The organism is Synechocystis sp. LKSZ1, from assembly GCF_040436315.1.
In the GTDB taxonomy this organism is placed as follows: domain Bacteria; phylum Cyanobacteriota; class Cyanobacteriia; order Cyanobacteriales; family Microcystaceae; genus Synechocystis.
Map to the genome: position 1 here is coordinate 3,184,768 of NZ_AP031572.1, position 11,645 is coordinate 3,196,412.

Annotated in this window: 13 protein-coding genes; 7 read left to right on the top strand and 6 right to left on the bottom strand. The window is 52.7% G+C overall.

The features are described 5' to 3' along the window. Positions 1-79: 79 nt before the first annotated feature. Together argC and ABXS88_RS14420 are read left to right on the top strand one after the other, a co-directional pair. Complete coding sequence (gene argC, locus ABXS88_RS14415) at positions 80-1,138, top strand: N-acetyl-gamma-glutamyl-phosphate reductase (RefSeq protein ID WP_353672740.1); 1,059 nt, start codon at positions 80-82, stop codon at positions 1,136-1,138. Positions 1,139-1,226: 88 nt separating this feature from the next. After that, positions 1,227-1,649, top strand: coding sequence for a DUF1036 domain-containing protein (locus tag ABXS88_RS14420; RefSeq protein ID WP_353672741.1), 423 nt, complete (start codon positions 1,227-1,229; stop codon positions 1,647-1,649). A 28-nt stretch (positions 1,650-1,677) separates the two neighbouring features. On the opposite strand, the gene ABXS88_RS14425 is transcribed toward ABXS88_RS14420, so the two are convergent. Both ABXS88_RS14425 and ABXS88_RS14430 read right to left on the bottom strand, forming a co-directional pair. Continuing rightward, positions 1,678-2,817, bottom strand: coding sequence for a 5-(carboxyamino)imidazole ribonucleotide synthase (locus ABXS88_RS14425; protein ID WP_353672742.1), 1,140 nt, complete (start codon positions 2,815-2,817; stop codon positions 1,678-1,680). Between the two features lie 25 nt (positions 2,818-2,842). Next, positions 2,843-3,349 carry a pentapeptide repeat-containing protein gene (locus ABXS88_RS14430; RefSeq protein WP_353672743.1) on the bottom strand — a complete coding sequence of 169 codons (507 nt, stop codon included), beginning with the start codon at positions 3,347-3,349 and terminating at the stop codon, positions 2,843-2,845. Positions 3,350-3,525: 176 nt separating this feature from the next. On the opposite strand from ABXS88_RS14430, the gene ABXS88_RS14435 reads away from it, so the two are divergent. Genes ABXS88_RS14435 through ABXS88_RS14445 form a run of 3 tightly spaced genes read left to right on the top strand, consistent with a single transcriptional unit; the run spans position 3,526 to position 5,704 of the window. Then, the gene (locus ABXS88_RS14435; RefSeq protein WP_353672744.1) at positions 3,526-3,903 is read left to right on the top strand and encodes a hypothetical protein; all 378 of its coding nucleotides are present in this window, start codon (positions 3,526-3,528) and stop codon (positions 3,901-3,903) included. A 21-nt stretch (positions 3,904-3,924) separates the two neighbouring features. Further along, complete coding sequence (locus ABXS88_RS14440) at positions 3,925-4,842, top strand: MoxR family ATPase (protein ID WP_353672745.1); 918 nt, start codon at positions 3,925-3,927, stop codon at positions 4,840-4,842. Positions 4,843-4,852: 10 nt separating this feature from the next. Further along, positions 4,853-5,704 carry an ABC transporter ATP-binding protein gene (locus ABXS88_RS14445; protein ID WP_353672746.1) on the top strand — a complete coding sequence of 284 codons (852 nt, stop codon included), beginning with the start codon at positions 4,853-4,855 and terminating at the stop codon, positions 5,702-5,704. A gap of 6 nt (positions 5,705-5,710) precedes the next feature. Here the strand turns inward: ABXS88_RS14445 and ABXS88_RS14450 are convergent, their stop codons facing one another. Beyond that, positions 5,711-6,364, bottom strand: a complete 654-nt coding sequence (locus tag ABXS88_RS14450; RefSeq protein WP_353672747.1) for a bifunctional 4-hydroxy-2-oxoglutarate aldolase/2-dehydro-3-deoxy-phosphogluconate aldolase — start codon at positions 6,362-6,364, stop codon at positions 5,711-5,713. 7 nt (positions 6,365-6,371) lie between these two features. Further along, complete coding sequence (locus ABXS88_RS14455; RefSeq protein WP_353672748.1) at positions 6,372-7,208, bottom strand: 3'(2'),5'-bisphosphate nucleotidase CysQ; 837 nt, start codon at positions 7,206-7,208, stop codon at positions 6,372-6,374. Between the two features lie 248 nt (positions 7,209-7,456). On the opposite strand from ABXS88_RS14455, the gene glcD reads away from it, so the two are divergent. Together glcD and ABXS88_RS14465 are read left to right on the top strand one after the other, a co-directional pair. Beyond that, on the top strand, positions 7,457-8,935 hold the full coding sequence (glcD, locus tag ABXS88_RS14460) for a glycolate oxidase subunit GlcD (protein ID WP_353672749.1): 1,479 nt from the start codon (positions 7,457-7,459) through the stop codon (positions 8,933-8,935). 345 nt (positions 8,936-9,280) lie between these two features. Beyond that, complete coding sequence (locus ABXS88_RS14465) at positions 9,281-10,015, top strand: Tic22 family protein (RefSeq protein WP_353672750.1); 735 nt, start codon at positions 9,281-9,283, stop codon at positions 10,013-10,015. Between the two features lie 172 nt (positions 10,016-10,187). On the opposite strand, the gene psb29 is transcribed toward ABXS88_RS14465, so the two are convergent. Both psb29 and ABXS88_RS14475 read right to left on the bottom strand, forming a co-directional pair. Beyond that, complete coding sequence (gene psb29 / locus ABXS88_RS14470) at positions 10,188-10,898, bottom strand: photosystem II biogenesis protein Psp29 (protein WP_353672751.1); 711 nt, start codon at positions 10,896-10,898, stop codon at positions 10,188-10,190. Between the two features lie 67 nt (positions 10,899-10,965). Then, positions 10,966-11,625 carry a response regulator transcription factor gene (locus ABXS88_RS14475; protein ID WP_353672752.1) on the bottom strand — a complete coding sequence of 220 codons (660 nt, stop codon included), beginning with the start codon at positions 11,623-11,625 and terminating at the stop codon, positions 10,966-10,968. Between the last annotated feature and the right edge of the window lie 20 nt (positions 11,626-11,645).

The window sequence follows — 11,645 nt, forward strand, 5'->3', positions numbered from 1 at the left end:
TTTTTTAGCGAAATTGATTGGCTTAAATGGGGAGTTTGGCCCTAAAATTCAGCATCAGTTGTTTTTGCGGGCAATTATCATGACGGGGCAAGAACGGGTACCAGTTGGCATTATCGGGGCATCGGGGTATGGCGGCATTCAGTTGGTTCGACTTCTTTTGGAACATCCGGGGGTTGAACTGGTATATCTAGGGGGCCACAGTAGTGCGGGCAAGGCCTATACGGATATTTATCCCCACTTAACCCATCGTTGCAATCTGAAAATAGAACCCATCGATTTAGAGGTCATTGCGGCGCGTTGTCAGGTGGTCTTTCTCGGCCTGCCCAATGGCCTGGCCTGTGACATGGCCCCGGCTTTGCTGGCAAAGGGTTGTAAGGTGCTTGACCTGTCAGCAGACTACCGCTTTAGGGATTTGAGCGTCTATAGCGAATGGTACAAAAAGGAGCGTAGTGATAGCACCATTGTCGCCAAGGCTGTTTATGGATTGCCGGAGCTTTACCGTGAAAAAATTAGGACTGCCCAATTGATTGGTTGTCCTGGTTGTTACCCCACCGCCAGTTTAATGGCCCTGTCTCCCTTGCTCAAACAAGGCCTGATTGACCCAGCTACCACAATCATTGATGCTAAATCAGGAACCTCCGGTGGTGGACGCGAGGCTAAGGTCAATATGCTTCTTGCGGAAGCCGAAGGATCTTTAGGTGCCTATGGTGTTGCTAAACATCGCCATACCCCAGAAATTGAACAGATTTGTCGGGATTTAGCCGGCCAAGAGGTGCGAGTCCAGTTTACGCCCCATCTGATTCCCATGGTGAGAGGCATCCTGGCTACCGTCTACGCTACTTTGCGAGATCCGGGCCTGGTGCGAGACGACTTAATCACCATCTACAGTGCCTTTTATCGAGCCTCTCCCTTTGTCAAGATTTTGCCCAATGGCCTTTATCCCCAAACCAAATGGGCCTGGGGAACCAACCTCTGCTACATCGGCATTGAAACCGACCCCCGCACTGACCGCGTTATCGTCATGTCGGCCATTGATAACCTGGTTAAGGGCCAGGCGGGTCAAGCGGTTCAGTGCCTGAATTTGATGATGGGCTGGGAAGAATCACTTAGCCTACCCCAATTGGCCTTTTATCCTTAAAAATAGAGCTTTTTTATTACTGTCATCAGAAATTTTTCCAGTAAAATCGGCGTAGAGATTATTTCACTTCGGTAGTGAGGACATTGTTGTGATTAAGCGTACATTGCATTATCTTGGCCTTGGTCTATTGCCGGCCCTGTTGGGAAGTGTGTTTGTGGCGACCCCTAAGGCCCAAGCCGGCCAGACCTGCAACTATATCAATCAGAATTTATTCATGGCCCAGGCCTATCAAAACGCGAACCAAGTGTGGGTCAGCGAGGGCTGGTGGGTTATCGAGCCGGGAGAATGCGTTGTCTATGCCGACAATGTCAGCACCTTTTTTAAAATTTCTGAAAACGTTACACCGCCCCGCCTCCAACCCAAAGACGTACAATTAGCAGATTTATGCGTTGTCAATGACCGCTTCATGGTCTACCAAGCGGACAATTTAGCAGCCTGTGATAGTCAAGATGGGGATCTAGCAACCTTTCTCAATCCAGGTTCTGGTAAGGAATTGCTTCAAGAACCCTAGGCTCTGGATTTACTTTCCAACAATGGGCTCAGGGGGCCGGATACCAAAGGCCCTCTACCTGGGCAATTAACCCCTGTAGTTCTGTCGAGGTTAAGGGAGGGGTTCTGTCCACCAGCACCGTGACATGGCCTAGTTTACGACCGGGACGGGCATCGCTTTTGCCATACCAATGCACAATGGTATGGGGCAGGGCCGCCAGGGCCTGGCGTTGGGGCAGATAATCATTCTGGGCCGTTTCGTAGCCTAATAAATTGACCATCACGGCCTGGGAAATCTTCAGAGCCGGGGAGCCTAGAGGCAGTCCGGTAATGGCCTGGAGTTGCAGGGCAAATTGGGAGGTTTCGCAGGCATCGAGGCTGTAATGACCCGAATTATGGGTACGTGGCGCTAATTCGTTGACCAAAACCTGTTGATCTGGGGTGAGAAAAAACTCAATCCCCAGTACACCCACAAAATTCAGGGCCGTTAAAATGCGCTGGGTATAGTCAGCAATCGTTCGCTGAACCTGGGCCGATACCTCCGCCGGCGCGATCACCCAACGACACACCTGATCGACTTGCCGGGTTTCTACCACGGGATATAGACGCATTTCTCCCTGGGGATTACGGGCGGCCACAATGGCTAATTCTCGCTCAAAGGGGATGAATTCTTCTACCAGCCACTGGCCGGCCCCCAGTCGAGTTTGCTGGGCTGACCAATCTGCCTGGGTTTTCAACACGAAAGTCCCCTGGCCATCGTAGCCATGGCGACGGGCCTTGAGGACGCAGGGCAAGGGCAGGGACAAAGGGGCACCGGGGGAGTAGGCCTGAAAAGTCGGTACGGGAATATCCAGATCTTTGAGCAAGGTGCGCTGATCCAGCTTATCCAGCAACGGGGCCAGGGAAGCCAGGGAAGGGTAAAAGCAAGTTCCCGCCTGAACGAGGGGCGCGAGAGCCGCCAAGTCAACGAACTCATTTTCAAAGGTGATTACCCCACAGCTTTGGGCCAATTCTGCCGTTGCCGGGGCCGAATCCACGGGGGCCAACACCACTTGCTGGGCCAGGGCCACCGCCGGGTCATCAGCCTGGGGCGTTTGCACTCCCATCTCTAGCCCCAAACGCTGGGCTTCCTGGGCCAACATCCAGGCCAGTTGTCCACCGCCAATCACGCCAATCCGTTGCACTGCCATGGCCAAGGGTCTTTTCTACCGGTGCTCAAGAACAACCCAAGGATTCCCGCGTACTGACGCCGGTTGTGGGGTTAATGCCGTCGGCCACTTCACAAAGACGACTGACCTGTTCACTATCCAGGACGGCCAGACTAAAGTCGGCGCCTTCAATCTGGGCATTTCTAAAGGTGCTTCGCATCATGATGGCCTCCGTTAAAACCGCATTGCGCAGATCCGCATTATTGAAACTACTGAGGTAGGCTAGACCATTGGTGAGGTCGGCCCCCTGCAAATCTGCTTCATTGAGGACAGCGCCGTTAAAAACGGCCCCCCGCAGATCTGCTTCCCGGAAGTTGGTTTGGGAGAGGTCAACGTTAGTGAACTGGGCCATCTGTAAATTTTGGCCGGTAAAATCTTTGCCCACGAGTGCCGTATTTTCAAAGGTAGAGCTGGAACCCGTCACCGAGGCAGAACTGGCGGCCAGGGCCGGCCCTGACGACAGAAACAACAGGAGCGGCAACAGGGCCAGGAAAAACCGAGCCAAACTTTTCATAAATAATTCTCAAGGGACACGACGCAAGGGCGTTCTTTATTGTATCGGAATTGGTTCTTTTCCCCTAGAAACCCGAACAAAAACACCATTTTTGCCGGTAGTACCGAGTCTAGGCGCGGTCTAGGGAGTGTGTCACAATAAGCACTAGCGTTTTCGGAAGATTTTTGACTTATTGCATGGTGTGTCTTAGTTCCCAAGCCATTGCCCAGTATCGTTCCCAGCTTGCGTCCCTACCGGAAGCCCTCTGGGCCCTGGATTGCATTGAAGATTGTGAAGGGGATTTAGAAGATGCGGCCCTCACCCTGGGGATTCAAGTCGGCCAGCAACCCGACTGTACCGACTGGCTAGCAGGTCTGGCCAAGCGCTGTCGAGCCGTTCTCTGCGAGGCCCCCTGGGAAGCCGAATTACGCCAGGGCAATCTGGCCACTGTTGTGAGCCATCTGATGGACAGCCAAATGTGTCATCCCCGCTTAGCCCCGGTCATTGTGCTCTACGTCCAGGCCCTAGGAGTACAAGCTTTTTGTGAGCCCCTCCATCTCAAGCTAAATTATTAGTGACTAGCGTTCCCATCATCCATGCGCCAACAAATTACTACCCTGACCGATAACCTCAGTCGTACCATCGTCGGCAAAGGTGAGGCCATCCGTCTCGTCCTCGTGGCGCTCCTCAGCGGCGGTCATGCTCTCCTAGAAGATGTGCCCGGGGTCGGCAAAACCCTGCTAGCCAAGTCCTTAGCCCGTTCCATTAACGGCAAATTCCAACGGGTGCAATGTACGCCTGACCTTCTCCCCACCGATATTACCGGCACCAATATTTGGAATCCCAACCGCCGGGAATTTGAATTCCTGCCTGGCCCAGCCTTTGCCAATGTCCTGCTGGCAGATGAAATCAACCGGGCCACCCCCCGCACCCAGTCGGCCCTGCTGGAAGTGATGGAAGAAAAACAGGTAACGGTGGATGGCGAAACCCGGCGCGTCCCCCATCCCTTTTTTGTGATCGCCACCCAAAACCCCATTGAGTACCAAGGCACTTTTCCCCTGCCCGAGGCCCAGATGGATCGCTTCACCCTCTCCCTCAGCTTGGGCTACCCCACCGAAGCGGAGGAGCTACAGATGTTACAACGCCAGCAAAATCCTCTGCCCGTTGAGGCCCTGGAACCTTGTATTTCCCTAGAAACCGTGGAGGCCCTACAACGGTCGGTGCTAGAGGTAAAAGTCAGCTTGGCCCTCCAGCAATATATGCTTAATCTGGTTCGTTGTTCCCGCCAGGATGAGGATATTACCCTCGGAGTTAGTCCCCGCGGTACCGTTGCCCTGCAAAAGGCAGCCCAGGCCCTGGCCTTTTTAGAGGAACGGGACTACGTGATTCCCGATGATGTCAAGACCGTTGCCCCCCACGTCCTGGCCCATCGTCTGATTCCTGCTGGCAACAAAAATGCCAAAACCATCGTGGAACGCCTCCTCCAGCAGGTTCCTGTGGATACTGACGTATAAAACCAAGGCCATGACCGTTGCTATTCGTTTAGACCAAGTTTTTAAGTATTACAATCAAGTCCCCGTGGTTCACAATCTGTCCTTTGAGATTGGGGCGGGGGAAATGTTTGGCCTGCTAGGCCCCAACGGCGCGGGCAAATCCACCACCATCCGCATGTTGATTACCCTGACCGAACCCAGTCAGGGGCGCATTGAAGTGGCCGGTTACGATGTCCAAAAATCCCCGGAGGGAGTTAAGCGAAGTATTGGGGTGGTGCTCCAGCAGGTGAGCGTGGATGGCGACCTGACGGTATGGGAAAATATGGAATTTCACGGCCGCATGCACCATATCCGCAACCCCCAACGTCAGCATCTGATTAGCCAGTGGCTGGATTACGTGGGCCTGACGGAGCGACGGGATAGTGTGGTGAAAACCTTGTCGGGGGGTATGAAACGTCGTCTCCAGATTGCCAGGGCCCTGTTGCATGAACCCCAGATTCTGTTCTTAGATGAGCCAACGGTGGGCCTCGATCCCCAAAATCGTCGCCGCCTCTGGGAAGTGATTCGTGACCTCAACCGTCAAGGCATGACTATCCTCCTCACCACCCACTACATGGATGAAGTGGAATTTCTCTGCGACCGCATTGGCATTATGGATGAAGGGAAATTGATTGAGTTAGGAACCCTGGCCCAATTCCGGGCCAAGTATGGTGAAGGGCTGGCGGTACGGCAGGTGGAAGACCGCCTCCAGTCCCAATTCTTTCCGACCCTCCAGGCCGCTAAAGACTATCTGGCCCAGGCAAGTGATCAAACAGGCCTGATGGTTAGGCCCTCGAACCTCGAGGATATTTTTGTAGAGTTAACGGGTCATCAATTGGATTAATTTCCTTTAAGTCGGGTCAACAAGACTATTGACTACCTGTTGAATCCGCTGGTGAATAGCTGGCCAATCCTGGCTTTGTACCCAAGCCGGGGGAAACAACTGCCCCGCCAGGCCAACGGCAATGGCTCCCGCTTGGATTAAGGGGGCCGCATTCTGCACAGTTACGCCCCCGGTGGGAATAAGAGGAATCGACCCCAGAGGGCCTTGGAGGGCCTGGATGTAGGTTACCCCGCCCAGGGCCTGGATGGGAAACACCTTTACCGCACTGGCCCCGGCCTGCCAGGCTGTGACAATTTCTGTCGGGGTTAAGGCCCCAGGAATAATCGGAATATTGGCCCTCACGGCCTGCTCAATCAGGAGGGGATTGGTGTGGGGCGTAAAGCAAAACTGACTGCCACAGGCCAGGGCCTGCTGGAGATCTATGGGCGTTAAAACCGTGCCCGTTCCCACCCAGCAGTGGGGCAAGGACTGGCGTAAATGGCTAATCACCCGTTCCGGCTGAGTACTATTCCAAGTAATTTCGATTAAACGGACACCGGCCTGAGCCGCGAGTTCCGCTAGTGTGATAGCAAGTTCTGGGGAATCGGTGCGGAGTACCGCAATTAGGCGATGATGTCGCAGACATTGGCCCCAGGTTTCCCGTAGCGTTGTCAAGGTCATCGGCAAGCTAGATGGGTAGCGTGGCCAGGGTTTGCGTCGCTAATTGACAGAGGGCCAGGTGTTGGGGGCTATTACTGGCCAAAATCCCGCCCCATTGGCAGACATCACCCCGGTTGTACCGTAGGGGTTGGCCATCAAAAAAGGTGAACTGGCCCCCGGCTTCCGTCAGAATAAGCTCCGGGGCGGCAAAATCCCAATCCTTGGCGGCGGATTTACCCGATAGGGAAATATAAACGTCGGCTTGCTGTTCGAGGATGGCCACGATTTTGCAACCGACACTGCCCACGTAATGACGGTCACGGAAGGGCAGTTGGTCGATCAGGTTTTGGAACCGTTGGTCTCGGTGGGTGCGGCTGACCACGAGGGTCAGGGCCTGGTCAGGGGCCGGGGCCACGATGGAGACGGGCCGGATTTCCCCACCAGAGCCATTTTCGACAAAACAACCCTGGCCTTGGGCCGCAAAGTAAAGTTTGTTGGCCTCAGGCACACCGACAAAGGCGAGGACGGGCCGTTGTTGATAGGCCAAAGCAATATGCAGGGCATATTCCCCAGTCCGGTCGATAAAATCACGGGTGCCATCGAGGGGGTCAATAATCCAGACCCAATCCTGGGGCAGGGGGTCTTGGCCCTGGTGGGTTTCTTCGCTGAGATAGCCAAAGGCCTCCGTACCAAAAGCCGCTGTCAGTTTTTCTAGGATGTGATGATTAGCCGCCAGATCTGCCGCCGTCACAGGGCCATCAGGTTTGCGGTGATCGATATTTAGTTGGGCACTGTCCTCGCCCTGGTAATAGGTCTGGAGAATTTTCATCGCGCCCCAGGCAATGGCCCGGACGGTATCAGCCATAGAAGCAATAACAGGGTCAGGATTGGGGTAAAGCACGGGCAAAATTCAAAACAAGAGCGGAGTACCTGCCGGAATCGGAATGATTTATCGAGCCAACCTCATCATAGCGGTGTTGTAGAGTCGTTAATGCACCGAATTGTTGCTAGAGTCCTCATCGGGAAAAGCACCCAAGGCTCAGCTCAGGCTAAACCGGCTGAAAATATGGCAAAATCCAGATCATTCCTTTTATTTTCCTCACCTTTATAATCATGGCTCTTTCTGCCCCTCCCCAAGGGAATCCTGTGTTCCAAATGCTTCTACCACAGCTTGAAAAAATAGTGGGGCCCGATGGGGTAATTAAGCGGAAAGATGAACTTTTGACCTATGAATGTGATGGCCTGACAGGTTATCGACAACGACCGGCGGTGGCAGTGTTACCCCGTACTACAGAACAGGTTGCGGCCATTGTTCGCCTTTGCCATGAGCAAAAAATTTCGTGGGTGGCCCGCGGGGCCGGCACGGGCCTCTCTGGTGGAGCCTTACCCCTAGAGCATGGCCTGCTCATCGTCACTACCCGGATGCGGGAGATTTTGAGTATTGACCTGGAAAATCAGCGCATTGTGGTTCAGCCCGGTGTGATTAACAATTGGGTCACCCAGGCCGTTAGTGGGGCCGGTTTTTACTATGCCCCCGATCCCTCTAGCCAAATTATCTGTTCCATTGGCGGCAACATTGCGGAAAACTCCGGCGGTGTCCATTGTCTCAAGTATGGTGTAACTACCAATCACGTCCTGGGCTTGAAGTTGGTCACGCCCGATGGGGACATCGTGGAGGTGGGGGGTTATCTGCCAGAAATGCCGGGTTATGACCTGACGGGCCTGTTTGTGGGCTCCGAGGGAACCCTGGGAATTGCCACGGAGATTACCCTCAAGATTTTGAAAACCCCAGAATCGATTTGCGTAGTCCTGGCGGACTTTATGAGCCTGGAGGCCACGGCCCAATCGGTGGCAGACATCATTGCCGCCGGTATTATTCCCGCCGGTATGGAAATTATGGATAACTTCAGTATCAATGCCGTAGAAGACGTCGTGGCGACGGGGTGTTATCCTCGGGATGCTACCGCTATTTTGTTAGTGGAACTGGATGGCCTGCCCGCCGAAGTCCAGGCCAATAAGGCAAAAGTGGCCGCTATTTGTCGTCAAAATCAGGCCCGAAGTATTACTACGGCCAACGATGCTGAAACCCGCTTCAAGCTCTGGAAGGGCCGCAAGGCCGCTTTTGCTGCTGCCGGCAAACTCAGTCCCAGTTACTTTGTCCAGGATGGCGTGGTGCCTCGCACTCAATTAGTGCAAATTTTGCAAGATATTGAGCAGTTAAGTCAAAAGTATGGTTTTCCCATTGCCAATGTCTTCCATGCGGGGGATGGCAACCTACATCCTTTAATTCTGTACAATCACCATATTCCGGGAGAGTGGGAACGGGTCGAAGAACTGGGGGGGGAAATTCTGAAGCGATGCGTGGCTTTGGGAGGGAGTCTCTCGGGGGAACACGGTATTGGCACCGATAAAAATAACTTTATGCCAGCCATGTTCAATGAGACGGATCTAGAAACCATGGCCTGGATACGCTACTGTTTCAATCCCGACAATTTGGCCAATCCGGGTAAGCTCTTTCCCACCCCCCGCTCCTGCGGCGAAGTGGCCAATCGTCAGCCACCATTGAGGGAGAGCTCTCTGCCTTTGTTCTAAGGCCTGTCCTTCGCTTGTCTTTGGACAGTTATCAAGCTGGAGTATGGCTCGTCACCAACTCGAAATACTCTATGCTAGCGTGAATAGGCCTGGAACCTTTTCACCAAGATTAGGTCGGAGAAGTTGCTCTGAGGTCTCACTACTCTGCTGGAGTTTCAAATAAAAAAATGATTATCCATAGCGGTTAACTAATGCTTAATTAAGTACTTTTTAACAACCCAGAGGCAGTACTAGAGCCTTTACCTTTGCTCCACAGACATTAGACATTAGAAATAAGGTTACTTGTGAGGAGCACACCCATGTTTGATTGTAGTTGTTTCATTTAATTCACCGAGGTTACAAGACATGCATTCGTTGATTCGTTGGGGAACCACCCTAGGCCTAGTCGGCAGTACCGTACTCAGCACATTTCTGGGGGGAATGCTGAAAGTTGTCGCCCTACCCACGGAGGAGGTCGCCAAAATTCTGCAAGGGATTCCTGTCTTTACCATTGCTGATCCCCAGGGAGCTCCCTTAGTGGCTGTCGCAGAGAATAAACAAAGAGTGACCGGTGTTTTTATTAGCCAAAAAGAGGCCCAAAACTTTTTCAACGAGTTGAAAAAGCAAAAGCCAGATGTGGCCTCAAAGGTTAGTGTCCAACCCGTTTCCCTCGGCGAAGTTTATAAACTCATTGTTGCTAATGAGAAAAAACCGGATGCCCTCGTCTTTTCCTATGTTCCCACCCCCCAGGAAGTGGCCTCCGCTAAGCAGGTAGCAGGTCAGGACTATACCGGTGGCGTGCCTTTGTTTGTGGCTCGGGGCGGCAAAGAAAAGGGCTACCTGACCATTGAGCAAAACAAAGAACAGGTGATTCCCTTCTTTTTTGAGAAAAAGCAGATTACCGAAATGGTAGAACGCTTCAAAAAAGATAAACCCGACCTAGCTTCCACGGTTTCCATTGATGTCGTCCCCCTTGAAAACGTCATTTCTACCTTGCAAAGCAGTAATGATGCCATGCTGAAGCAAATTCGCATCGTTCCAACGGAGGAAGCCCTACAGTTTATTCGCTCTCTTTCGGCCCAACAACCTCAGAAAAAATAAGTAATACCAATTCTTCAAGTAAAGGCTACAAATTTTTACCCCTCCGCCTGCGGCACCTCCCCTTACCAAGGGGAGGACGGGTGGGGTCATTTGTGTCATCAGGTTTCAGAGATTTGGTATAAGCCCTGGAGGGCTTACACATAAGAGAAGTCCGGCCAAAGGGCCGGCTTTTTTATTCAGGGCTGGTCTCAGCGGAGACAGTAGAATTTTCAGCTTCGGCGGCTGCTTGTTTTTCCCGCTTTTTGCGCTCGGCTTCGGCCGTTTCTTCGAGAACCTTAAGCAGTTGGTCAACTTTATCGAGGTTACTGCGATACAAATCTAGATCTTTCTGGAGTTTTTCGTCAGTGAAACCCAGACTCTCAGCTAATTGCTTTAGCAGTTGTTGACGCTGTTCGGCGTCGGTTTTGAGCTCGGGGGCTGTTTCTAGCATCAAGGTGTAGAGACCAATGGCAAAAAGACGACTGTATTTAAAATTGGGTCGTTGTTGAATCGTCCGTAGGGTTTGCAGGAGGGGAAAAGCCGTATCTTGGCTGGCTTCACTAAGTTGAGGCAGGAGTTCTGACCAGACCAGGCCTTGGCAACTCTCGCGCAGGGCCTGGGCATCGCGGCGGTATTGTTCTGGTTGGCCCCCTACCGCTCGACAGAGAGCCGCAAAAATGGCCGGTAGGTCGGCAGCGGGTTGGTAGCCTTGCATAAAGCGGTCGAAGGCCGTCACCACGCCTAGGGCAAAAATAGGGTCGTAGCGGAAATCCCCATTGACCATCAGTAAATGAATTTCTACCAAGAGTTCTTCTACAAAACGTCGGTAAATGGAACTGACCGGCCGAGTGTAGTGGGTGTAGAATTCACGTTTGGCTTCTGAAACAGTGCGAATTTTAGTCACAAACCCAACTTAACAAACATTAACGTTATCCTTATTTTCCCCCCTCGGGTCCCCTTTGCCAAGGCGATTAGACCAGACCCGAGCGCAGGGCCAGGACAGCGGCCTGTACCCGGTCATCCACCGAGAGTTTATTCATAATGCCCCGGACATGGGTCTTGATGGTATTGGTGCTGAGGTAAAGTTCACTGGCAATTTCTTGATTACTTTTTCCTTCGACGATCAGTTTCAGGACATCCATTTCCCGTTCCGATAACGCATTCAGGCCAGGAACAACGGGATTAACGGGGGCCTTCAGGTTTTCGACGACTAAACGCGCAATCTGGGGATCTAGATAGGTTGCGCCTTCCTTAGCTGCTTCGATAGCCGCCAAGAGACGCTCTAAACTGGCCCCCTTGACACAGTAAGCATCGGCTCCACTGGACAGGGCGGCGACCACCTCCGTTTGCAGTGTGTGGGAGGTCAACATCACAATATGAACCTGAGGTCGTTGGGCCTTGATTTGTTTGGTAGCAGCAATGCCATCCAGGCCGGGTAGGCCGATATCCATCACGATTAAGTCGGGCATCAGGGCCAGGGCCTGCTGAACGGCACTATAACCATCTTCAGCTCGACCGATCACCGTAAAATTTGCTTGCTCACTGAGGGCTTGCTCCAATCCCAACTGCATGAGGGGGTCATCTTCAACGATTAAAATTCGCATAGCATCAGCGAGAAAAAGATTTTTCATCCCTTGGGGGGAAGTAAAGC

What these genes read in the sequence shown, in the direction of transcription:
- ABXS88_RS14440 (WP_353672745.1), top strand. Translation starts at nt 3,925, where the DNA reads ATGCGCCAACAAATTACTACCCTGACCGATAACCTCAGTCGTACCATC.
- glcD (WP_353672749.1), top strand. Translation starts at nt 7,457, where the DNA reads ATGGCTCTTTCTGCCCCTCCCCAAGGGAATCCTGTGTTCCAAATGCTT.
- argC (WP_353672740.1), top strand. Translation starts at nt 80, where the DNA reads ATGACGGGGCAAGAACGGGTACCAGTTGGCATTATCGGGGCATCGGGG.
- ABXS88_RS14450 (WP_353672747.1), bottom strand. Translation starts at nt 6,364, where the DNA reads ATGACCTTGACAACGCTACGGGAAACCTGGGGCCAATGTCTGCGACAT.
- ABXS88_RS14430 (WP_353672743.1), bottom strand. Translation starts at nt 3,349, where the DNA reads ATGAAAAGTTTGGCTCGGTTTTTCCTGGCCCTGTTGCCGCTCCTGTTG.
- ABXS88_RS14455 (WP_353672748.1), bottom strand. Translation starts at nt 7,208, where the DNA reads ATGGCTGATACCGTCCGGGCCATTGCCTGGGGCGCGATGAAAATTCTC.
- ABXS88_RS14445 (WP_353672746.1), top strand. Translation starts at nt 4,853, where the DNA reads ATGACCGTTGCTATTCGTTTAGACCAAGTTTTTAAGTATTACAATCAA.
- ABXS88_RS14465 (WP_353672750.1), top strand. Translation starts at nt 9,281, where the DNA reads ATGCATTCGTTGATTCGTTGGGGAACCACCCTAGGCCTAGTCGGCAGT.
- ABXS88_RS14425 (WP_353672742.1), bottom strand. Translation starts at nt 2,817, where the DNA reads ATGGCAGTGCAACGGATTGGCGTGATTGGCGGTGGACAACTGGCCTGG.
- ABXS88_RS14475 (WP_353672752.1), bottom strand. Translation starts at nt 11,625, where the DNA reads ATGAAAAATCTTTTTCTCGCTGATGCTATGCGAATTTTAATCGTTGAA.
- ABXS88_RS14435 (WP_353672744.1), top strand. Translation starts at nt 3,526, where the DNA reads ATGGTGTGTCTTAGTTCCCAAGCCATTGCCCAGTATCGTTCCCAGCTT.